The 22,266-nt window shown below is 32.5% G+C and carries 21 protein-coding genes; 12 read left to right on the top strand and 9 right to left on the bottom strand.

The features are described 5' to 3' along the window. Window positions 1-76: 76 nt before the first annotated feature. Window positions 77-982, bottom strand: coding sequence for a 4-hydroxy-tetrahydrodipicolinate synthase (gene dapA / locus HA145_RS09215; RefSeq protein WP_209128842.1), 906 nt, complete (start codon window positions 980-982; stop codon window positions 77-79). Continuing rightward, window positions 979-2,010, bottom strand: coding sequence for an aspartate-semialdehyde dehydrogenase (locus HA145_RS09220; RefSeq protein ID WP_209128843.1), 1,032 nt, complete (start codon window positions 2,008-2,010; stop codon window positions 979-981). The genes dapA and HA145_RS09220 overlap by 4 nt, the downstream gene beginning before the upstream one ends. 123 nt (window positions 2,011-2,133) lie before the next feature. Here HA145_RS09220 and tig point away from each other — a divergent pair, with 123 nt between their 5' ends. From tig to HA145_RS09240, 4 genes are all read left to right on the top strand, one after another. Continuing rightward, complete coding sequence (gene tig / locus HA145_RS09225; protein WP_209128844.1) at window positions 2,134-3,549, top strand: trigger factor; 1,416 nt, start codon at window positions 2,134-2,136, stop codon at window positions 3,547-3,549. 89 nt (window positions 3,550-3,638) lie between these two features. Further along, window positions 3,639-4,259 (top strand): ATP-dependent Clp endopeptidase proteolytic subunit ClpP, encoded by a 621-nt coding sequence (clpP, locus tag HA145_RS09230; RefSeq protein ID WP_308789017.1) that lies wholly within the window; start codon window positions 3,639-3,641, stop codon window positions 4,257-4,259. Window positions 4,260-4,364: 105 nt separating this feature from the next. Continuing rightward, complete coding sequence (gene clpX / locus HA145_RS09235; protein WP_209128845.1) at window positions 4,365-5,732, top strand: ATP-dependent protease ATP-binding subunit ClpX; 1,368 nt, start codon at window positions 4,365-4,367, stop codon at window positions 5,730-5,732. Window positions 5,733-5,790: 58 nt separating this feature from the next. Then, window positions 5,791-7,554: a DNA polymerase III subunit gamma/tau gene (locus HA145_RS09240; protein WP_209128846.1), complete on the top strand. Its 1,764-nt coding sequence runs from the start codon at window positions 5,791-5,793 to the stop codon at window positions 7,552-7,554. 1 nt (window position 7,555) lies between these two features. Here HA145_RS09240 and HA145_RS09245 read toward each other — a convergent pair whose 3' ends face one another. Both HA145_RS09245 and HA145_RS09250 read right to left on the bottom strand, forming a co-directional pair. Continuing rightward, window positions 7,556-8,857 (bottom strand): glycosyltransferase family 2 protein, encoded by a 1,302-nt coding sequence (locus HA145_RS09245; RefSeq protein ID WP_209128847.1) that lies wholly within the window; start codon window positions 8,855-8,857, stop codon window positions 7,556-7,558. A gap of 27 nt (window positions 8,858-8,884) precedes the next feature. Further along, complete coding sequence (locus HA145_RS09250) at window positions 8,885-10,423, bottom strand: SpoIID/LytB domain-containing protein (RefSeq protein WP_209128848.1); 1,539 nt, start codon at window positions 10,421-10,423, stop codon at window positions 8,885-8,887. A gap of 91 nt (window positions 10,424-10,514) precedes the next feature. On the opposite strand from HA145_RS09250, the gene rpmI reads away from it, so the two are divergent. The 6 genes from rpmI (at window position 10,515) to HA145_RS09280 (ending at window position 15,005) form a co-directional block, all read left to right on the top strand. Next, a complete protein-coding gene (rpmI, locus tag HA145_RS09255) occupies window positions 10,515-10,712 on the top strand; it encodes a 50S ribosomal protein L35 (RefSeq protein ID WP_011819271.1) in 198 nt (65 codons plus the stop codon). A gap of 28 nt (window positions 10,713-10,740) precedes the next feature. Next, window positions 10,741-11,088 (top strand): 50S ribosomal protein L20, encoded by a 348-nt coding sequence (rplT, locus tag HA145_RS09260; protein ID WP_209128849.1) that lies wholly within the window; start codon window positions 10,741-10,743, stop codon window positions 11,086-11,088. Window positions 11,089-11,124: 36 nt separating this feature from the next. After that, window positions 11,125-11,682, top strand: coding sequence for a hypothetical protein (locus HA145_RS09265; RefSeq protein ID WP_209128850.1), 558 nt, complete (start codon window positions 11,125-11,127; stop codon window positions 11,680-11,682). Between the two features lie 2 nt (window positions 11,683-11,684). Next, window positions 11,685-12,479 (top strand): thiazole synthase, encoded by a 795-nt coding sequence (locus tag HA145_RS09270; RefSeq protein WP_209128851.1) that lies wholly within the window; start codon window positions 11,685-11,687, stop codon window positions 12,477-12,479. Between the two features lie 171 nt (window positions 12,480-12,650). Further along, the gene (locus HA145_RS09275; RefSeq protein WP_209128852.1) at window positions 12,651-13,844 is read left to right on the top strand and encodes an NAD-dependent epimerase/dehydratase family protein; all 1,194 of its coding nucleotides are present in this window, start codon (window positions 12,651-12,653) and stop codon (window positions 13,842-13,844) included. Between the two features lie 27 nt (window positions 13,845-13,871). Then, the gene (locus HA145_RS09280) at window positions 13,872-15,005 is read left to right on the top strand and encodes a glycosyltransferase family 4 protein (RefSeq protein WP_209128853.1); all 1,134 of its coding nucleotides are present in this window, start codon (window positions 13,872-13,874) and stop codon (window positions 15,003-15,005) included. A 12-nt stretch (window positions 15,006-15,017) separates the two neighbouring features. Here the strand turns inward: HA145_RS09280 and HA145_RS09285 are convergent, their stop codons facing one another. The 5 genes from HA145_RS09285 to HA145_RS09305 form a co-directional block, all read right to left on the bottom strand. Then, the gene (locus HA145_RS09285) at window positions 15,018-15,266 is read right to left on the bottom strand and encodes a hypothetical protein (RefSeq protein ID WP_209128854.1); all 249 of its coding nucleotides are present in this window, start codon (window positions 15,264-15,266) and stop codon (window positions 15,018-15,020) included. A 129-nt stretch (window positions 15,267-15,395) separates the two neighbouring features. Then, on the bottom strand, window positions 15,396-18,305 hold the full coding sequence (gene gcvP, locus HA145_RS09290) for an aminomethyl-transferring glycine dehydrogenase (protein WP_209128855.1): 2,910 nt from the start codon (window positions 18,303-18,305) through the stop codon (window positions 15,396-15,398). 45 nt (window positions 18,306-18,350) lie between these two features. After that, window positions 18,351-18,740 (bottom strand): glycine cleavage system protein GcvH, encoded by a 390-nt coding sequence (gene gcvH, locus HA145_RS09295; protein WP_209128856.1) that lies wholly within the window; start codon window positions 18,738-18,740, stop codon window positions 18,351-18,353. Between the two features lie 2 nt (window positions 18,741-18,742). Next, window positions 18,743-20,035, bottom strand: coding sequence for an aminotransferase class I/II-fold pyridoxal phosphate-dependent enzyme (locus HA145_RS09300; RefSeq protein WP_209128857.1), 1,293 nt, complete (start codon window positions 20,033-20,035; stop codon window positions 18,743-18,745). 18 nt (window positions 20,036-20,053) lie between these two features. Then, window positions 20,054-20,752 (bottom strand): hypothetical protein, encoded by a 699-nt coding sequence (locus HA145_RS09305; protein ID WP_209128858.1) that lies wholly within the window; start codon window positions 20,750-20,752, stop codon window positions 20,054-20,056. A 75-nt stretch (window positions 20,753-20,827) separates the two neighbouring features. Here HA145_RS09305 and HA145_RS09310 point away from each other — a divergent pair, with 75 nt between their 5' ends. Together HA145_RS09310 and rplI are read left to right on the top strand one after the other, a co-directional pair. Continuing rightward, entirely contained in the window at window positions 20,828-21,766 is a 939-nt protein-coding gene (locus tag HA145_RS09310) for an acyl-CoA desaturase (RefSeq protein ID WP_209128859.1), read from the top strand. 20 nt (window positions 21,767-21,786) lie between these two features. Further along, window positions 21,787-22,242 carry a 50S ribosomal protein L9 gene (gene rplI, locus HA145_RS09315; protein WP_209128860.1) on the top strand — a complete coding sequence of 152 codons (456 nt, stop codon included), beginning with the start codon at window positions 21,787-21,789 and terminating at the stop codon, window positions 22,240-22,242. Window positions 22,243-22,266 lie beyond the last annotated feature (24 nt).

Genomic DNA, 22,266 nt, shown 5'->3' on the forward strand with positions numbered 1-22,266 from the left:
ATTTTGAAATTTATGAAGGCCTGCTTGTAATCAAATAAGGTTTATTTAAATTTAATTATCAAGTTAAATATAATCCCTATTGTAGGGATTTCAGGATAAAAGATAGTTGCTTTTTCATGTCATTGGTTAATGGTGACAAAGGACTTCTAGGTTTACCTACATCCCATCCCGATAGTTCCAAAGCAGCCTTAATTGGGATTGGATTAGTTGTCATAAAGAGTGCTTTAAAAAGAGGCTGAAGTTTTTCATGAATAGCAAGAGCATTAGAAATCTCTCCACTTTGAAAGGAATGAATCATCTCTTTCAATTGCAATCCAACTAAATGACTTGCAACACTTACTACTCCTACAGCACCTACAGATAACATTGGAAGCAACAATGAATCGTCGCCACTATATACAGAGAGTTTGGAGCCACAAATAGCTCTTAGTTCTGTTACTTCTTCTATTCTACCGCTTGCAGCTTTAATACTGAGAATATTTGAAAAATCCATAAGTTTCTTCACAGTATCAGGTAATAAATTGCATCCTGTCCTTCCAGGAATGTTGTAGAGCATAAGAGGCAAATCCTTCGCAGATTTAGCAATAGAACTAAAATGTTTATAAAGGCCTTCTTGAGGCGGCTTATTGTAATAAGGAACAACGACCAAAGCACCATCGGCACCAGAGTCGTAGGCTTTTTTTGTAGCCTCCACAGCCTCACTTGTACAATTACTACCAGTGCCAACTATTACTTTACAGCTTGCATCCAAAGATCCTTTTACCGCAATAAATAAATCATGCTGTTCCGCCCATGAAAGAGTAGGAGATTCTCCAGTAGTACCGCACAACACAATTCCATCGGAACCGTTCTCAAAAAGATAATTTGAAAGTTTTATAGCTAGTTCATAATCTACATCTCCATTTTTAGTAAATGGAGTAACCATTGCAGTCAATATTCTTCCAAATAGTGGATTATTACACTCAGTTTTCTCTGCAATCATTTTTTTGGAATTAATAACTCAGCTATTTGAACAGCATTAAGAGCTGCTCCTTTTCTTATTTGATCTCCACATAGCCATAATTCTAATCCATTAGGCTGACTTATATCAGTTCTTAGCCTGCCAACAGCAACATTATCCCTTCCCATAACGTCATTTGGCATGGGAAATCTATTATTTTTGTAATCCTCAATAATTTCAATTCCAGGAGATTTATTTAATTCTTCAAGAGCATCTTTAGGCTCAACTACTCTAGCAAATTCAATATTGAGCGATTCAGAATGTGCTCTAAGTACTGGGACTCGAACACATGTAGCAGAGAGCTTTAAATCAGCAATATTTAATATTTTCCTGGTCTCATTAACCATTTTCATCTCTTCTTCGCAATAATTATTTGCAAGCATGGGTGAATTATGTAAAAACAAATTAAAAGCTAGTGAGTATGGCAAAACTTTACTTTTTTGAGGATTACCCTGAAGATAGTGTTCAGTTAAAAGTTTTAGTTCCTCCATCGCCAATTGCCCTGCACCACTTACAGATTGATATGTTGAGACAACAACTCTTTTAATAGCCGAAAGTTTATTTAACGGAGCTAAAACTAATGTCAACAAAATGGTAGTGCAGTTTGGATTAGCTATTACCCCATCATGTTTAAGTACATCACTAGCATTAACTTCAGGAACTATAAGAGGTACATTCTGATCTAACCTAAATGCACTTGAATTATCTATCAATAAAGCGTTTTGTTCCATAATGGTAGAAAACCATTTTTTTGAAATACTTCCACCAGCTGAAGCTAAAACTAAATCAAGATTCAAAAATTCTTCCTTAGTTGTCTTTTTTGTAACTAATTCTTCATCTTTCCAAATAATTTTTTTTCCTTCTGAACGCTCTGATGAAAGCAATACCAATTCTGATATTGGGAAATCCCGTTCTTCGAGAATTTTAAGTATTTCAGATCCCACAGCACCTGAAGATCCTAAAACAGCAACTTTTAATGGCCTATCAGGCAAAAACGGAGATTGTCTCACACTTTCAAATGATTTTTATAAATAGATTGACTATTTTTTTTTACTTTATCAAAAAAATAACTTTCAAGGAAATCACATAATGTGAAATAATTAAGATTCGGCTTTTAGTAATAATCACAAAAAATGGCTAAAGAAGCATTAATAGTCAAAACAACTCCTCTACCTCAAAGTAGAATTTCATTTGAATTAGAAATACCATCTGAGACATGCAAAACGTGCGTAAATGAGACAATCAGTAATATCAGTCGTTCGGCTAAAATTCCTGGATTTAGACTTGGCAAAATTCCTAAACAAGTCTTAATCCAAAGAATTGGCATCACACAATTACATGCTTCTGCTCTAGAGAAAATTATTGATAAATCATGGCAAGAAGCATTAAAAATTAAATCTATAGAACCACTAAGTGAGCCAGAATTGGTAGATGGATTTGAAACTTTACTCGCAAAGTTTAGTCCTGAAAAAACACTAAAGGTTACTCTTCAAACTGATGTTGCCCCCGAATTAAAACTAAAAAAATCCAAAGGACTTAGTGTTGAAATCTCAAAAACAAAGTTTGATCCTAAGTCAGTAGATGAAGCGCTAGAGAAATCTAGAAATCAGTTTGCAAATATTATTCCAGTAACTAATAGAGCAGCAAAATTAGGAGATATTGCTGTAGTTAGTTTCAAAGGAAAATATAAAGATTCTGGCAAAGAGATTGATGGTGGGACAAGTGAATCAATGGATCTTGAGTTAGAAAAGAACAAAATGATTCCCGGTTTCGTTGAGGGAATCGTAAAGATGAAAATTGGTGATAGTAAAACACTTAACCTTAAATTTCCTGAAGATTATTCTCATGAGGATTCAAGAGGCAAAGAGGCGATCTTTGAAGTCAATCTTAAGGATCTTAAAGAAAAAGAATTACCTGAACTTAATGACGATTTTGCAAAACAGTCTGGTAACAAAGAATCATTAAAAGAGCTAAAGAAAGATATTGAAAAGCAACTTAAAGACAATTTTGAAAAAACTCAAAAAGATATCAAAATTGAAGCTTTATTAGATGCCTTAACAAACGAATTGGTTACTGAAATTCCAAAATCTATGATTGATATAGAAGTGAGAAACAATATTGAACAAACTGCTCAAAGATTTGCTCAACAAGGTCTTGATGTTAAATCTACTTTTACTCCGGAATTAGTGAAGTCATTAGCTGAGTCCACAAGGCCTCAGGCTGAAAAAAATGTGCAAAGAAATTTAGCTCTTAAAGCATTAGCAGAAAAAGAAAACATAAAAGTTGAGAAAGATGAAATTGATTTAAAAATGAAAGATTATGAAGATGAAATCTCTAAATCTTCAAAACAAATAGATATTAAAAAATTGATAGAAGTAATAAGTAACGATTTACTCAAAGAAAAATTAATAATTTGGCTTGAAGAAAATTCCACAGTAAAAGAGAAAAGTACAAAAACTTCTAAAGCTATCAAAACCACAAAAACTGCGACAAAAGCTACAAAAGCATCAAAAGCGACAAAAACTCAAAATAAAAAAGAAAAAAAATAATTTATGAAATTTCCTACTAATTAAACAAAAACCCCTTAAATTATCTATAAGACGAAAATTATTTTGTGAACTCAGAAAAAAAACATTTAATCCAAAGCTCAATAAGTTCTTACGAAAGTATTAATAAAACTGGTGCCGCTGTGCCTACCGTTATAGAACAATCTGGCAGAGGAGAAAGAGCTTTTGATATTTATTCAAGACTATTAAGGGAGAGAATAATTTTTTTAGGTACTGGAATTAATGATCAAGTATCTGACTCTCTCGTTGCACAATTATTATTTCTTGAAGCTGAAGATCCTGAAAAAGACATACAAATATATATCAATTCTCCAGGAGGCTCAGTAACTGCAGGAATGGCTATATACGATACAATGCAACAAATATCCCCTGATGTAGTAACAATATGCTTTGGGGTAGCTGCAAGTATGGGGGCATTTCTACTTTCTGGAGGAGCACAGGGAAAAAGATTAGCTTTGCCTAATTCTAGAATAATGATTCATCAGCCTCTTGGAGGTGCTCAGGGTCAAGCAGTAGAAATTGAAATTCAAGCTAAAGAAATACTTTTTCTAAAAAAAACATTAAACTCGCTTTTAGCAGAACATACTGGACAACCTTTAGAAAAAATTAATGAAGATACAGAAAGAGATTACTTCTTATCTCCTTCAGAAGCAGTCGAATATGGATTAATCGATAAAGTTATCAAAAAGTGACAAGGGGCATTGAATTTTTAAGAATATGATGACGAATCGATATTTATGAGCAATGCTAGTGAATAGGGAATATTCAACACCTTTCACATTAAAACTTGATAATCGATGGCTAAATTCGACGCCCATCTTAAATGTTCATTTTGCGGGAAATCACAAGACCAAGTCAGAAAGCTTATAGCTGGTCCTGGTGTCTATATCTGTGATGAGTGCATAGACCTTTGTAATGAAATTCTTGATGAAGAACTACTTGATAATCAAACGAACACAAACAACTCTCCGTACGTAAAAAAGAAATTACCAACTGAAAATCCAAAAAAATCTATTCCTTTAGAATTAACCTCAATCCCTAAGCCATTAGAAATAAAAAGTTTTTTAGATAATCAAGTTGTTGGACAAGAATCTGCAAAAAAAATATTATCAGTAGCCGTATACAACCACTACAAAAGATTAGCTTGGAAAGTTAAAGAGGAAAGTAAAAATAGTAATTCAACAGATTCACAAGCAACGAAATTACAAAAATCAAATATTTTACTCATCGGCCCTACTGGAAGTGGAAAAACACTATTAGCTCAAACTTTAGCTGAGTTTCTTGATGTTCCTTTTGCAGTAGCAGATGCAACGACTTTGACAGAAGCTGGATATGTTGGGGAAGATGTTGAAAACATACTTTTAAGACTTTTACAAAAATCTGAAATGAATGTAGAACTAGCTCAAAAAGGAATTATTTACATAGATGAAATAGATAAAATTGCAAGAAAAAGCGAGAATCCTTCAATTACTAGAGATGTCTCTGGTGAAGGAGTACAGCAAGCATTATTAAAAATGCTTGAAGGAACAATAGCTAATGTTCCACCTCAGGGCGGCAGAAAACATCCTTATCATGACTGTATACAAATTGACACGAGTCAAATTTTATTTATCTGCGGAGGAGCCTTTATAGGTTTAGAGGATATCGTTCAAAAGCGTATGGGCAAACACTCCATAGGATTTACCACTAATTCAGATCAAAACAAAGTTAATACCAAAAAAATAGAAGATTCAAGAGATGCTCTAAAAAATTTAGAGCTAGATGATTTAGTTAAATATGGACTGATTCCAGAATTTATTGGAAGAATCCCAGTTTGCGCTGTATTAGATCGTCTGACAAAAGAAACTTTAGAATCTATTCTGACTCAACCAAGAGATGCCCTAGTAAAGCAATTCAAAACTTTATTAAGTATGGATAATGTTGAATTAAAATTTGAGCCAGATTCTGTTGAGGCAATAGCTGATGAAGCATTTAAAAGAAAAACAGGTGCAAGGGCATTAAGATCAATAATTGAGGAACTAATGCTTGACATAATGTATACACTCCCTTCAGAACAAAATGTAAAAGAATTCACAATTACCAAAAATATGGTGGATAAATTATTCTCATCTAAAATTGTTAAACTACCTTCAGGATCAAAAAGAATCATTAAAGAGTCTGCCTAAACATTAGAGTTTAATAGTTGTAACTAAATCCTTAACTATTCTAATTTATGAAGAATAAATGCCAAATATACATAAGCCTTTTCATCAAAAATATAGACCAAACAACTTAGACGAACTGGTTGGGCAAAAATTTATATCCATTACACTCAAACAAGCACTATTAACAAAAAAAATTGCTCCTGCATATCTTTTTAATGGCCCAAGAGGCACTGGAAAAACATCAAGTGCAAGAATATTTGCAAAATCTCTAAATTGCCAGTCATTCGAGCAACCTACGACAACTCCTTGTTGTAAATGTGACTTATGTAGACAAATTACAGATGGGGCCGCTTTAGATATTATCGAGATTGATGCAGCATCAAATACAGGAGTAGAAAATATAAGAGAAATTATAGAAAGAGCGAGATTTGCACCTACTCAAGCGAGATGGAAAGTATACGTTATTGATGAATGTCATATGCTTTCAACGGCAGCTTCAAATGCTTTACTAAAAACTATTGAAGAACCGCCCTCAAGAGTTGTATTTATCCTTGCGACCACAAATCCTGAGAGAGTATTAAATACAATAAAAAGTAGATGCCAAAAGTTTGATTTTAGAAGAATAAGCCCTAGTGATATTTTTCAACATTTATCAGAAATCGCGGAAAAAGAATCTATTGAATACGAAGTTCAGGCGTTAAAAATGATTGCAAAAAGATCTAATGGAGGTATGAGAGATGCACAAAGCCTCCTTGAACAATTGAATCTTTTACCAGAAGGGATAACAATTAATAATATCCAGAACCTCCTAGGAGAAGTATCAGAAAGTGAATTAACAAATCTGATCAAATCATTGGCTGAGAATAATCCAGAGTCATTAATTATCACATGCAACAAATTATATGATGCCGGAAACGAACCTCTTCAAATAATTATCGGACTATTTAATATAACAAGAGATCTACTATTACACACTACAAATAATAAATATTCAGATCTTTACTATACATCTGATGAATTTCGAGATGAATTGAATAAACTCTCAAAAACAATAAATAAATCTACAATAATTAATTGGCATAATAATCTGAGAAATATTGAATATCAAATCAAAACAAGTGATAACCCAAGGCTTTGGTTTGAAATACATTTAACTGGCCTTCTAGGTAACCAAGAGATAAATAGTTTTGAAAATAAGCAAGAAAGTAAAAATAATATGCATGAGGTAAAGCATGAAAGTAGAAAAAACATTGCAAGTTTTAATAAAGAAAATATTTCTAATGCAATTCAAAAACCAAGTATCAAAAAAGAGATAACTCGAGAGGAATTGATCGAAAAAAAAGACGGAAAATTAGAAAAATTTGAAGTTCTTGAAAAAGAAAGTATTGAAGATATTTCTGAAAATAATCAAAATTATCCTGAATCAAATAATTTAAAAGATAAATGGGAATTAATTCTTTCTAAAGTAGAGTTACCATCAACCAGAATGTTACTTTCGCAACAAGCCGAACTTGAAAGTATTGATTCGGAAAAAATCACAATTGCATTATCTCCGAACTGGGAAAATATGATAAAAAGCAGAAAAGTGATAATTGAAAATACTGTAAAAAAGATATTTGGAAATGGAATAATACTTAATTTTTCAACCAAACAATTAAATAAAAGTAACCAAACAAAGACTCCAGAAATAATCAAAAATGAAGTAAAGAATTTGAAAACAAGAAACAAAATAGAAACAAAAACTAATTCTTCAACAAAAATATCTAACGAGGAAACTTATGATGATAGTTCAAAAAACTTAGCAAATTTCTTTAATGGAGAAATTATAGACCTTGATGAATAAATTAAACTCCAGTATGAAGAGTTTTTCTCCAGAGTATCTTTTTGGGAAAAATAGACATCTTTATTGTTACCCAAGGGATGACTAAAAACCAATGTGATAAATAAAAAACTGATACAAATACCATCAAAAAATTTCTTTTTTTCAATACAGGGACTTCGCTTTTACAAGAAGAACCGTACCAAAAAGCAATTCCAGATAACGTAAAAGCTGTTAATGAAATAGGCCAGTAAATTGGTGAATCTAATAAAGCAATACTGAAAACTAAATCAAAAATAGAAATGATTGGTAGTGCATATTGCAAGATAAAAAAGTAAGTTAAATCAAATTTCTGCAAATAATCAATTTTATTAGTGAATAATTGATCTCCATAATCAAAGAATCTTTGCAAACCCCCCTCTGCCCATCTTTGTCTTTGCGCTAATAAAGCATTTAAATTCTCAACTGCCTCCTCCATGACTGGAGGATCCCATAAGATTCCAATTCTAGATTTTGATAATAATAATCTTAAACTCAAATCAAGATCATCTGTAACTGTATCTTCATTAAAAGAACCACATGCCAATAATGTTTCTTTCTTAATTAATTGGCCATTTCCCCTTAATTCAGAAACTCCAGCAACTGATAATCTTCCATATTGAAAGATTGCATCCATAGCCATCTCCATTGACTGACAAGAAGTTAAAAAATTCTTACTTTCATTAGTTACTGATTTTCTTAGTTGAACTGCAGACCAATCACCCTCTTTTACAAAACTAAATAACCTTATCAAAGAATCTTGTTTTAATTCAGCATCAGCATCCAAAACTAATAACCATTCCCCATAAGTAAATTTCAAGGCATAATTCAAAGCTCCTGACTTTCCTCCTCCTGCATTTGGAGAACGAGTTACGACTTTTAACTGGTCATATTGTCTAGATAATCGATCTAAAATTAAAGGCGTCTTATCAGAACTGCCATCATCGATTATGTAAATATTTAATTTATTTGTTGGATAATCTAAACTAAATAATCTTTCAACTAGTCTTGCTATAACATTCTCCTCATCTCTTGCTGCGACTAAAATATCAAGCACAGGTAACTCTTTATTGCTAAGTCTTCTGCTTACAGTATTTAAAAGGTAGTTCCTTTTAAAATTTCTAGAAATAACTATTAATCCATAGAGAACAATCACAAAGGAAAGCGTCAATATAAGGTAAAAGAAACTTGCGATATTGTAAGCATGAGGAATAAAAGCTACTAAAAAACAAGCACCAAGAAATATAAACGACTTTAATCTTCGATTTTTATAAAAACCCTTACTCATAAAAGTAAATTTTTAATTACTTAACTTTCATTGAGACAATATCTCAATTTTTTTTAGTTTTGCATCTCGATAGTAATGATTCAATATTTGTTCATAAGAGAAACCTAATTTAGCCATTTCAATTGCTCCTGACTGAGATAAACCTACACCATGACCGAAGCCTCCTCCTCTCAAAAGCCATAAATCATCATTTAATTTATTAATAGTAAACAAATTACTAGGTATAAAATTTAATACCCGTCGAATATCATCTTTAACAAGAACAATAGATTTATTACTTTTGTCCGTTTGTATTTCTAATTTTGTCACTCTGCCACTAGACCCACGTTCAATAGAATTTAAATTCAAAACATCTTCATTAATATTTATAAGTTTGTTTTTAATTAACTTTTCTTTAATTTCAAGACTAGAAATTTTCTTATTCCATCGAAACAGAGAATGATTACTCCCATAAAACTGTTCTTTATCAAAATCTAAAAAATTATTTAAATCAGATTCATTTGTAATTGGAAGTTTAAAATTTTTATTTAATGTTTTAGAACCATCAATGATTGAATTGAAATAAGAATAATCTTGAATTTGCCAAGATTCTCCTGCAGTAGCTGATATACCTCCATTAGAACCATGGTAAAAAGCATTTATTGGTTTATTTCCATAAGTTAGGATTAAATGTGAAGTTGCTTCTATAGCTTGTTGTACTTTTTTGTTTGTAATCTTAGGAGGCTTATAAACTTGACATTGAGTGGTTATACATAAATGATATTTATCCATATTAAATCTATCAGAATTAAAAATTCCCCAAGTTCTTGCTATGACTGCTTGTGCCTTGAGTGCCTCTAAAGGAGAATTAGGTCCAATTTCGTATGGCAAAACACCTGCCAAATAGTCGTCAAATTCAATTTTTTGAACTAATGTCCAAGTTCCATATAAATCTTTTAATAAATAAAAATTTTTACCAAAATTGACACCATTTATTTCTATTTCCTCTTGAGCATAAATATATATAGGTCCCTCTAGTTTTATAACACTATATTCACTTCTAAGAACAGGAGTAATTTGAAAATTTTTTATTTTTCTGAAAATCTTATTTTTCAATTCAAACTCTGGAAGATCAGCTTCAAATGGAATCCATACTTCCCAATTTTTAGGGTAAGCAACAGTCGTCTCAAATCCTTTATCTTTAAGTTTCTCTGCTTGTTTTTTTGCTGATTCATAGCTAGCAAAAGGACCAAAAACAATTCTTTCGATTGTTTTTGGATTTTTGATGGGTATATCCACCCAGCTGATATTAATCTGTTTTGATTTATGTTTAATACCGTTGGACGATATCAGGTTTAAAAAACCTTTATCAGTGATAAAGTTGATATTCTTTTTTTTTGAAAAACTGTCATTCTCCCCACCTAGATATTGCTTTAAACCAATTAAAAATTTTCCTTTTTTAATTTCATTATTGAGTTCATCCTTTAGCAATTCTTCTGCTACTAAAGAAGAATTATATTTAGTATTAATAGTTAAAAGAAAAATAAAACCTAAAAATAAGTTTAAAAAGGCAAATTTAGCTTTCATAAGTTAGAAATTTCCTTTTCAATTAAAAACTTTAATTTGCACCAATGCATATAAAGGTTTAGATTATCCTAATTAAACACATTTGACTTAAATGTCTAAACTAAAAACTCGTAAATCAGCTGCCAAAAGATTTAAAGCTACTGCGACGGGTAAATTTATGAGAAGAAGAGCTTTCCATAATCATTTACTTGATCATAAAAGCTCCAAATTAAAAAGACATCTATCAACAAAAGCCGTAGTTGATGAAAGAGATGCTGATAATGTAAGATTGATGATTCCATACGCATAAATTTTTAACCCATTTTCAATAAATATTCATGGCACGCGTAAAAAGAGGCAACATAGCCAGAAAAAGAAGAAACAAAATCTTAAATCTTGCAAAAGGTTTCAGAGGAGGTAACAAAAATCTTTTCAGAACCGCAAATCAAAGAGTGATGAAGGCTCTTTGTAATGCTTACAGAGATAGAAGAAGAAGAAAAAGAGATTTTAGAAGACTTTGGATTTCTAGAATTAATGCATCGGCTAGGTTAAATGGCACCAACTATAGCAAGTTGATAAATGGCATGAAAAAATCAGAAATTATCATTAACAGGAAAATGCTTGCACAATTAGCTTTAAACGACCCTAAGTGTTTTGAACAAATTATTTCTTCCATTAGTAATTAGAAAAAAATAATATAATTTTAAAAGTAATTATCAATAATGGAAATATCTTCCTTTCAATCCTATTTAATAATTCTTTTTGTTGTATTAATAATAATTTCTATTTTTGTTTTCAGACAATTTCTAAAAACAAGAAGTGAAGAATTAAATTTAGTAAAATTCGAGCAAAAAGGTTTAGATTCTCTTACTCAAGCTACAGAACTATATGAATTTGGGTCTATTCAGATAAAAAAAAGATTATACACTGAAGCAACTAAAACTTTATTAAAAGCAATTGAAAATTATGAAAATGAACCTGATGAAGCCAAAGCGATAATAAATAATGCTTTGGGTTTTTCTTATGCTGCTCAAAATGAATTTAAAAAAGCAATTAAATATTATAATTTTGCAATAAAATCACTCCCAGAATATCCTATAGCTCTTAATAACCTCGCATCGGCACAACAGCGTTTACTTGAATACGATTTGGCATATGCTACTTATCAAAAGGTTTTGGTTATAGATCCAAAAAATAAAACAGCAATTAAAAAAAGTAAGGAGTTAGAAAAAAGAAATAATTACAAACCTTATAAAGGTATTAAAGATAAGGGATTTTAAATATGAAAGATGATTCATCTTTACTAATTGGAGGAAAACAATTTTCCAGTAGATTAATGGTCGGTACTGGTAAATACAAATCTTCGCAAGATATGGTCGAGAGTTTGTCTAATTCAGAAACAGAAATCATAACCGTCGCTGTTCGAAGAATTAAAAATAATGAGACTGGAGAAAATTTGCTAGAAAAAATTAACTGGAAAAAATACTGGATGCTTCCTAATACAGCTGGTTGTGTTAATGCCGATGAGGCAGTCAGAATAGCAATTTTAGGAAGAGAGCTTGCAAAATTGTCTGGTCAAGAAGAAAACAATTTTGTGAAGTTAGAAGTAATTCCTGACAAAAAGTATTTACTACCAGATCCAATAGAAACCCTAAAAGCTGCTGAAGTCCTTACAAAAAAAGGTTTCGCTGTACTTCCATATATTAATGCTGATCCTATTCTTGCAAAAAGATTAGAAGAAATAGGATGTGCAACTGTAATGCCTTTAGGCTCGCCTATTGGCTCCGGCCAAGGTTTATTAAATTTATCAAACATAGCGATAATTATTGAGAATGCAAAAGTGCCAGTAATAATTGACGCAGGAATTGGGGTACCTAGTGAAGCTTCTCAAGCGATGGAACTTGGCGCTGATGGTGTATTAATAAATAGTGCAATAGCACAATCTGAGAATCCTCCTCTAATGGCTAAAGCTATAAATTATGGTGTGAAAGCTGGTAGGCAAGCTTTTCTTGCAGGAAGAATTAAAAAACAGGATATTGCAGTAGCAAGTTCACCGGAAAAAAACATATCTATCTAATGCTCCTAGTTGAGCAAATTTTAAAAAAGAAAGTAAAAATTCAGGATTTAGTTTTATTTATCGTATTAAGAAAGAAGATTTGAAACTATTTACGATGTTTTTTCGCAAATTGGAAGCACACTGTAGTAATTTAATAAATATATTATGAATCTATTAATTCTGGAGTTCTGAGTGAAAGTTATTGTTCTAGGTGGAGATGGTTTTTGCGGTTGGCCTTGTGCGGTGAATTTAGCAGAGCAAAATCATGATGTAATTATTGTCGACAATTTAAGTCGTAGAAAAATAGATATTGATCTTGAAGTAGAATCTTTAACTCCTATTTCTTCAATAACTGAAAGACTATCTGCATGGGAAGAGATTGGTGGTAAGCCTATGAAATTTCTTAACATGGATATCTCTAAACAATACCAAAAATTATTAAATTTACTTATTGAAGAAAAACCTGATTCAGTTATCCATTTTGCTGAACAAAGAGCAGCTCCTTACTCTATGAAATCAAGTTTTACCAAACGATATACAGTAGATAATAACGTTAATGGTACACATAACCTTCTTGCTGCAATCGTAGAAAGTAATTTAGATATTCATGTAGTTCATTTGGGAACAATGGGAGTTTACGGTTATGGATCCCATAGAGGTGCAACAATTCCAGAAGGATATCTAAAAGTTGAAGTTCCACAACCAGATGGAAGTCGTTTTGAAGAAGAAATATTACACCCTGCAAGCCCAGGTAGCGTTTACCATATGACAAAAACTTTAGATCAATTATTATTTCTCTACTACAACAAAAATGATCTTGTGAGAATCACTGATCTACATCAAGGCATTGTTTGGGGAACAAATACAGAAGCGACTTTAAAAGACCCTAGATTGACAAATAGATTTGACTATGATGGAGATTATGGAACTGTTCTAAATAGATTTCTAATGCAAGCTGCCATTGGATATCCATTAAGTGTTCATGGGACAGGAGGGCAAACTAGAGCATTTATACATATAAAAGACTCTGTAAAGTGTGTACAACTTGCTCTTGAAAATCCTCCAAAACCTGGTGAGAGAGTCAAAATCTTTAATCAAATGACTGAAAGTCATCAAGTTGGAGAACTGGCTAAGAAAGTTGCTTCTCTAACAGGAGCCGATATCAATTATTTACCAAATCCAAGAAATGAAGCAGTAGAAAATGATCTAATTGTTGATAATAAATGCTTTATAGAATTAGGTTTAAACCCAACGACTCTTGATAATGGCTTATTAGAAGAAGTTGTTGAAGTTGCTAAAAAATACTCCAATAGATGTGATCTTAAGCGCATACCTTGTGTTTCTTCTTGGACTAAAAAACAAGCTGAGGCCATAAAGACTAATTAAAATTTCTGAAATAATTATCTTAAGAAAGTGAAAATTGCATTGTTTACTGAAACTTTTTTACCTAAAGTTGACGGCATAGTCACAAGGCTGACTAAAACGATTGAATTTTTAATAAAGAATGGTGACGAAGTTATAATTTTTTGTCCAGAAGGCTGTCCAGAATCATATATGGGAGCAACTGTTGTTGGAGTTGCCGCAATGCCATTACCTTTATACCCAGAGTTGAAGCTTGGTTTACCAGGTCCTGCAGTATCAGATAAGTTAGAAAAATTTAACCCAGATTTGATACATGTTGTTAATCCAGCTGTACTTGGCTTAGGTGGTATATGGCTGGCGAAAACTAATAATATTCCTCTAATTGCCAGCTACCATACTCATCTTCCAAAATATCTAGAACATTACGGTATGGGCATGTTAGAGCCACTTTTGTGGGAATTACTTAAAGCAGCTCATAATCAAGCCTTGTTAAATTTATGTACGTCCACGGCTATGGTCAATGAGTTAAAAGAGAAAGGTATTCAAAGGACTGCTCTATGGCAAAGAGGAGTAGATACTTACAGTTTCAGACCAGAATTGAGAAGTGAGAAAATGAGAGAAAAACTATTTGGAAAATATCAAGACGCTAATTATTTATTAATTTATGTAGGAAGATTATCAGCAGAAAAACAAATTGAAAGGATTAAACCAGTCTTAAAAAGTATCCCTAATGCTTGCCTAGCACTTGTGGGTGACGGACCGTATAGAAACCAGCTTGAAAAAATCTTCGAAAATACAAAGACTAATTTCATAGGATATTTATCTGGCGATGAACTTGCTAGCGCCTATGCCTCTGGGGATATATTCTTATTTCCATCTAGTACAGAAACACTTGGGTTAGTTTTACTAGAAGCAATGGCAGCAGGATGTCCAGTTATCGGAGCCAACAAGGGGGGGATTCCAGATATTATTAGCGATGGGATTAATGGTTGTTTATATGATCCTGATGAAAAAGATAATGGGGAACAGAGTTTGATTGCAGCGACAAAAAAAATTCTAGATAATGAAGATAAAAGAGAAATTATGAGGAAAGAGGCACGAAACGAAGCAGAAAAATGGGATTGGAATCAAGCAACGCTTCAACTGCAAAATTATTATGCAGATACTCTAAAAAAAATAGATTAAACTTAATCTTAATTATGCTACATGTGGAGGCGTAGGACTGTTATAAGAACTTAAAGGAAGAATTAGAGTAGCGATATTTTGATTCTTTTCAGGCCTTTTTTTCTTTGAAAATTTTTTACCAAAGGGCACTCTTATTACATTGGTTCCCTCAATGGAACAAATGTTTGAGTGATCTCCTGAAAAATTATTGACAAAATTTGGTAAGTCGACATTTTTAACTGGCAGGTGCTTAACATTACCAGATTTAAAATCTTTGGTCATAGCTTCAAATACCCCAAAAAATTTGATGCTCGAATATTGTAATAAAAAAATTTAAAAAAATTCTATAAGAAAATATTAAATTTTTATTCTCACTGATAATAACTAAGGAAATATAAGGACGCTAGTCCTTTAAGCACATTTTTTTTCTTCGAAAGTCTCTCCTTGATTTACATTGCAAGTACAAATTAAATTGCGATCGCCATATGCATTATTGATCCTAGAAACTGAAGACCAAAACTTAATAGATGTTGGAGTTTTATAAGGAAAAGAAGCTTTTTCTTTTGAATAAGGATAATGCCAATTATCAGCAATTAACTCTTTCAGTGTGTGGGGAGCGTTACTTATTACATTATTATTCTTTAATTCACTATTTTTTTCTATTTCGCTGATTTCTTCTCCAATCAATAGCATAGCCTCGCAAAATCTATCCAATTCAACCAAACTTTCACTTTCAGTAGGCTCTATCATTATGGTCTCTGGAACAGGCCAACTTATAGTTGGGGCATGAAAACTATAATCTATTAATCGTTTAGCTAAATCATTTACACTCAAACCAGTTTTGGATTTTAAATCTCTAAAATCTAAAATACATTCATGTGCGACAAAATTATTTTTTCCTTTATAAAGAATCTTGAATTTATGTTTTAAAGAATACGCAATATAATTTGCAGATAAAATTGCATGAGCAGTTGCTTTCCTTAAACCACTAAGACCAACCATTTTTATATACATCCAACTTATTGGAAGAATACTTGCACTCCCATGCTTAGCAGAAGATACGTAATTAGAACAATTAGATAAATTATTATCCATTAAAGAATGAGTAGGAAGAAATGGGCTTAAAGTTTCTGATGCAGCAACTGGACCTACTCCTGGACCACCACCTCCATGTGGAATGCAGAATGTTTTATGTAAATTCAAATGACAAACATCAACACCATAATCCCCCGGTTTACATAATCCAACCTGAGCGTTCAAATTTGCTCCATCTAAATAGACAAATCCTCCTACAGAGTGAATTAAATCACATATCTTTCTGATTTGTAATTCAAAAACTCCATGAGTAGAGGGATAAGTCAACATAAGAGCCCCTATTTGGTTATCAAATTTCTTGACCTTGATCGACAAATCTTGAAAATCAATATTTCCTTCGTCATCACATTCAACACTTAACACATCAAAACCTGCCATAACTGCACTAGCAGGATTTGTTCCATGAGCACTTTTAGGAATTAAACATTTTTTTCTTAATAGTTCACCTTTTGATTCAAAATACGAATTTATTGCCAATAAACCTGCAAACTCTCCTTGAGAGCCTGCATTTGGTTGAAAAGAAACTGATTTCAAACCAACAATATCACTTATCCATTTTTCTAGGTCAGATATGATTTTTGAATAGCCTTTAGTTTGATCTGGTGGGGAAAAAGGATGAATTGAAGATAAATTAGCCCAAGAGACTGGATTTAATTCTGCTACAGAATTTAACTTCATGGTACAGCTTCCCAATGGCATCATCCCATCTACCAAAGAAAAATCTTTTTCTGCAAGTCGGAATATATATCTCATTAATTCAGTTTCACTTTGGTAATTTGTGAATATATCTTGCTGCATCCATGCACTGGATCTCAAGGCTAAACTTTCAAGATGAAATACTTTATCAAATTTTATATGCTCTAAATCTTCTTCTTTTTCTATAAGGTTTGCTATGAAAGTCAAAATATCTTTGATTTCTTTTTCATTACTAAGTTCATCTAAAGAGATCCCAAAGCCAGTTGACTTTTCAATAGTTGATCCCAACGGCAAAATTCTTAAGTTATAGCCATTTTTTAAAGCTTCATTATGGATCTTCTGGGAGTGCTCAGAATAAACATCAACACTATCAAATCTAATCCCATCAGGGATGTCAAAACCTAAAGCAGCTAAACTTGATTCTAAATTTATTCTCAACTCCACTAATCTCTTAGCAATTTGGGTTAATCCAGAGGGTCCATGATAAATAGCATAAAAAGAAGAAATTATGGCTAGCAAAGATTGAGCAGTACAAATATTACTAGTGGCCTTTTCCCTTCTAATATGTTGCTCTCTTGTTTGCAATGCTAGTCTTAGAGACTTTTCTCCATTTTTAGATAGAGTTTGCCCAACAATTCTTCCTGGTATCAGCCTTTTATATTTTTCGCTACAAGCAAAATATGCTGCATGGGGGCCACCAAAACCCATTGGAACACCAAATCTTTGCATACTACCCACTGCTACATCAACACCAAATTCAGAAATTGGTTTAATCAAAACTTGTGCTAGTGGATCAATACATGCCGTAACAATAATTTCTGATCTATGTGCTTGGGATATTAAGAATGTGGGGTCATATAATTCCCCATTTTTACCAGGTAATTGCAACAACATTCCAAAAACATCATTATGGTGAGGAAGGTTTCTTTGAGTAAAGCGTTTTAAGGATATTCCCAAAGGTTTTGCTCTGGTTTGCAGAACATTAAAAGTATGATCAAAAACATTTGATTCCACTAAGTACACTTTTGAAGATTTATTTTTTCTTGCGGAAAAACTCATCGCCATAGCTTCTGCAGCAGCAGTACCCTCATCTAACAAAGATGCATTGGCGACAGGGAATCCTGTTAGTTCACAAACAATAGTCTGAAAATTAAATAGAGCTTCTAATCTTCCTTGTGCAATTTCTGCTTGATATGGAGTATAAGACGTGTACCACCTTGGATTTTCAAGAACATGTCTTTGGATTACTTTAGGCATGTGATTGTCATAATAACCAAGGCCTATTAGTGATCTCATTTTAGTATTTGTATTCGCAATCTCTTCTAATTCATTTAAAGCCTCAATTTCTGAACAACCTTGAGGTAATATTTCTGAAGATTTATCTTTAAGCTGAATATCTTCAGGAATAACTTGATTTATAAATTGATCAATATTATTAAAACCAAGCTTTTTCAGCATAATTGTTTCATCATTATCTCCCAACCCAAGATGCCTATCTATAAACAAATCAGACCCAAATTTAGATGTCATATTAAAATATTTTTCTTTAAAATAGCTCTTTTTAAAAAGTTTGCCTTATTTTGGTACAACCTTTGATTGATATTCCTCAGAAGTCATCAAATCAGCAATTAATGGTTTTGAATCTGGTTTCAAAATGACTAACCAACCGTCTCCAATCGGATCATTCTGTAAAAGCTCAGGGTTCTCAATAACACTCTCATTTACAGATACTATTTCCCCTGAAAAAGGCAGATAGACTTCCTCAACGGCCTTAACTGATTCTATTGTTCCAAAAGTCTCGCCTTTCTCTAAAGTCGCTCCTTGATCAGCTAATTCAACAAAAACAATATCTCCTAATTGATCTATAGCGAATTCACTAACTCCAATTTTTAATAATCCATTTTCTTCGAAAACATATTCATGAGTATCAGCATATTTGAGGTTGTCTGGAAACTTGTAAGACATGATTAAGTAGATAAAGGAAGTAGAGAATCCTTTGAAATTAATTTTTCCTCTAATAATTCTGATAATAATCGAATTAATGCAATTTTGATGTGAGCTATGTGAGAACCACCTTGAACAAAAATATTGTAAGGATCTCTTAGAGGAGCATCAGCAGAAAATTCACTTGTACTACCTTCAATAAATGTACCTCCTGCCATTAATAATTTTGAATCATATCCATCCATTGATGATGGAACAACATTCAGAAAAGAATCTACTGGTGAAGAATTTTGAAAAGATTGACATACTTTTTGTACCAAATCAGGATTATTCAATCTTACTGCCTGAATAAGATCAGATCTATAAGTTGCTGGCTCTGGTAAAACCTTAAATCCCAAATTTTTAAAGACTGCTGCAACCATATCAGCACCTTTTAGTGATTCATGAACAATTTGTGGTGCTAAAAACAAACCCTGCAAAATTAATCTTCCTAGTCCAAAATTTATTCCTGCAGAAGAACCAATACCTGGTGAAGTTAATCTTGAACATGCCATCTCAACCAACTCTGCATCTCCTGCAACGTACCCACCAGTAGGAACGATTGTTCCTCCCAAATTTTTAATCAATGATCCAGCAATTATATTTGCCCCTTTAGAAATTGGTTCACTATCTTCAACAAGCTCCCCATAACAGTTATCAACAAAACATATACAGCTAGGATCAAGAGAATGAATTAAACTACAAATTTTCTCTATCTGATGATTCGTCAGAGACTTTCTCCAACTATATCCACAACTTTTTTGTATGAATACTAATTTACATGAATTTTCTTTAAAAGAATGAACAATTTTTTCTTCAAAAGAATCAAAATTCTCGCATATATTTATTTGCTTATATGCAATCTCAAAATCTTTAAGTGACCCTTTATTTCCTCCCCTTATTCCTATGACTTCTTCTAAAGTGTCATATGGTTGTCCTGTAAGAGATAACATTACATCTCCAGGTCTAAGAATTCCAAATAAGACAGAACTTATTGCATGTGTTCCACTTACAAATTGCATCCTCACAGCTGCCTTTTCAGCAAGAAACAATCTTGCAAAAACCGCATCAATTTTTTCTCTAGATATATCATCATGACCACTACCTGAAGATTGATTGAAATGACTAGACGAAACTTTTTCTTCCTTAAAAATTGTCAAAATATTTTCTAATTTCTGGGAAACCTGAATGGACCTTTCTTGGAAAACTTTACTTAAACTATCTTCGACAGAAAGAACAGCTTTTTCAGCCAGTTTTAAGTTATTATTTAACATCATTTATATTGAAAATTCATGTTATTTTTCAGAAGCTAAATTTCTTAATTCTGTGAGGAAAGCATTAGGTCCCCTACCCTGAAAATAAGAAAGTTTTTTTGAAGCCTCATATAAATCAAGAAGTTCTCCATCTAATTCTTCTGCCGTATAATCTCTTATTCCTGCTATTACCTCAGCAAAACGTTCTCTACGGGTAGATTTATTGACAGCATAGGCTTCCATTACCTTAATTTTACATGATCTCCAAGCCTTATTCTGGCAAAAATGCACTGAAAGAGCATCACTTAAAGCAGAAGCTTCTTCATCTTCTATATACCAGTCAAAAGATGATGGTAAAGATTTTAATCCTGAAAATATCTCGAATAACTCCCCGGCGGACAATGGATTACCAGAATCATTTTTCAAGGGTAATGCAGACTCTTCCAAAGATTTCCATAACTCTGGGTGTTCAGTTTCAAAACGATCCCTGATTTTTTCAATACCTTGATCAAGAATCGTATTAACTTGAGCTAAAGCGAGAAAAACTTCAGGACCTGGCGAGGATAACTTCCCATTCCTAAGATTAGAAATTTGCGAATTATGAACTTTTCCTAAATCAAGAACTTCAGAAAGTAATGGCAAAACTCTGTGAGACCATCCATTTCTTTCATGCCAAAGGTGTATCAAATGAGCCATAGCCCTTCGACCTCTAGATAATTTATCGCGATATCCGAGACTCACAGATAATTAAACTTATCAATAGTATAGTATGATAATATTACATATCGGTAATTTTGAAAATAGTATTTCAATATCATGAATTCAGTAATTTTCCAAGAAACAGCAAAATTAAAAAAACCTGTTCCAGCTGAAAAAGTTATAGAACTCTCAGAAAAATTACTGGAACCTTCCAGTCATTCAAAAAGATATCCTCCAAGACTACATAAAACGTGGGGGACAATAGTTTTTATGGTTGCAATTCATATTCTTTCTCTTATAGCTATACAACCAAAATTTTGGAGTCTCCCTGCAGTCACTTCATTATTATTTTTTTACTGGGTTACGGCTTGTTTAGGAGTCACTCTTGGATATCACAGATTGTTATCACACAGATCGTTCATTGTTCCAAGATGGTTAGAAAGATTTTTTGCTACCTGTGGAGCTATAAGTTGCCAACATGGACCAATAGATTGGGTAGGTTTGCATAGGCATCACCACTCTTTTTCAGATACTGAAGTAGATCATCACAATAGTAAAAAGGGGTTTTGGTGGAGTCATATGGGTTGGATGTTTAAAGACGTTGAAGCACTAAAAGCTGTTCCAAAACTAAGTGCAGATTTAATCAAGGATCCATACTATAGATTTCTAAATAAATATTTTTTATTCTTACAAATTCCTATTGGACTTTCTTTGTACGCAATAGGTCAAAAATTAGGAGTTGGAGGTTGGGCTCTAGTCCTTTGGGGAATTCCATTGAGACTTGTGGTTGTTTATCACGTAACTTGGCTAGTCAACTCCGCGACGCATTGTTGGGGTAAAGCACCATTTGAAAGTGGCGATTCATCGAAAAACAATGCATGGGTTGCTGCATTAACATTTGGAGAAGGTTGGCATAATAACCATCATGCATTTCCCAATTCGGCAAAACAAGGATTATTTAGAGGTCAGATAGACATAACATGGGAACATATTAAGATTCTTGCGAAATTTGGTCTTGCAAAAAAAGTAAAGTTACCCTCTAGGTCTTATTATTAACTATATTGTTCAATATTTTCATGGCTAAAAGAATACAAGTCGCATTAACTGAATCAATCGCATCACTAGGTAATGAAGGAGATCTAGTTGAAGTAGCACCTGGATATGCAAGAAATTTTCTATTACCTTACGGTAAGGCAATGAATGTAACACCAGCAGTCCTTAAACAAATTGAAAGGAAGAAAGAAAAAGAAAAAATCGCTGCTGATAAATTAAAGCAAGAAGCTTTAGATTTCCAAACTGCATTATCTACAATAGGTAGGTTCACTATAAAAAAACAGGTTGGAGAAGATGGTGTCCTTTTTGGAACGGTTACCAACGGGGATGTTGCCGAAGCGATAGAAGCGGCAACTAAAAAAGAAATTGATAGAAGAAACATTACTGTTCCTGATATTCATAATTTAGGTTCCTTTACTGCAAAAATAAAATTACATCCAGAGGTAAATGCAGAAATAAATATTGAAGTAACAAGTTAATCAATTTGTTGCATTATTTTGAAA

The organism is Prochlorococcus marinus XMU1411, from assembly GCF_017696075.1.
In the GTDB taxonomy this organism is placed as follows: Bacteria; Cyanobacteriota; Cyanobacteriia; order PCC-6307; family Cyanobiaceae; genus Prochlorococcus_A; species Prochlorococcus_A marinus_V.

What these genes read in the sequence shown, in the direction of transcription:
- rpmI (WP_011819271.1), top strand. Translation starts at nt 10,515, where the DNA reads ATGTCTAAACTAAAAACTCGTAAATCAGCTGCCAAAAGATTTAAAGCT.
- tig (WP_209128844.1), top strand. Translation starts at nt 2,134, where the DNA reads ATGGCTAAAGAAGCATTAATAGTCAAAACAACTCCTCTACCTCAAAGT.
- rplI (WP_209128860.1), top strand. Translation starts at nt 21,787, where the DNA reads ATGGCTAAAAGAATACAAGTCGCATTAACTGAATCAATCGCATCACTA.
- HA145_RS09310 (WP_209128859.1), top strand. Translation starts at nt 20,828, where the DNA reads ATGAATTCAGTAATTTTCCAAGAAACAGCAAAATTAAAAAAACCTGTT.
- gcvH (WP_209128856.1), bottom strand. Translation starts at nt 18,740, where the DNA reads ATGTCTTACAAGTTTCCAGACAACCTCAAATATGCTGATACTCATGAA.
- dapA (WP_209128842.1), bottom strand. Translation starts at nt 982, where the DNA reads ATGATTGCAGAGAAAACTGAGTGTAATAATCCACTATTTGGAAGAATA.
- HA145_RS09245 (WP_209128847.1), bottom strand. Translation starts at nt 8,857, where the DNA reads ATGAGTAAGGGTTTTTATAAAAATCGAAGATTAAAGTCGTTTATATTT.
- HA145_RS09285 (WP_209128854.1), bottom strand. Translation starts at nt 15,266, where the DNA reads ATGACCAAAGATTTTAAATCTGGTAATGTTAAGCACCTGCCAGTTAAA.
- rplT (WP_209128849.1), top strand. Translation starts at nt 10,741, where the DNA reads ATGGCACGCGTAAAAAGAGGCAACATAGCCAGAAAAAGAAGAAACAAA.
- clpX (WP_209128845.1), top strand. Translation starts at nt 4,365, where the DNA reads ATGGCTAAATTCGACGCCCATCTTAAATGTTCATTTTGCGGGAAATCA.
- HA145_RS09240 (WP_209128846.1), top strand. Translation starts at nt 5,791, where the DNA reads ATGCCAAATATACATAAGCCTTTTCATCAAAAATATAGACCAAACAAC.
- gcvP (WP_209128855.1), bottom strand. Translation starts at nt 18,305, where the DNA reads ATGACATCTAAATTTGGGTCTGATTTGTTTATAGATAGGCATCTTGGG.
- HA145_RS09270 (WP_209128851.1), top strand. Translation starts at nt 11,685, where the DNA reads ATGAAAGATGATTCATCTTTACTAATTGGAGGAAAACAATTTTCCAGT.
- HA145_RS09250 (WP_209128848.1), bottom strand. Translation starts at nt 10,423, where the DNA reads ATGAAAGCTAAATTTGCCTTTTTAAACTTATTTTTAGGTTTTATTTTT.
- HA145_RS09300 (WP_209128857.1), bottom strand. Translation starts at nt 20,035, where the DNA reads ATGATGTTAAATAATAACTTAAAACTGGCTGAAAAAGCTGTTCTTTCT.
- HA145_RS09265 (WP_209128850.1), top strand. Translation starts at nt 11,125, where the DNA reads ATGGAAATATCTTCCTTTCAATCCTATTTAATAATTCTTTTTGTTGTA.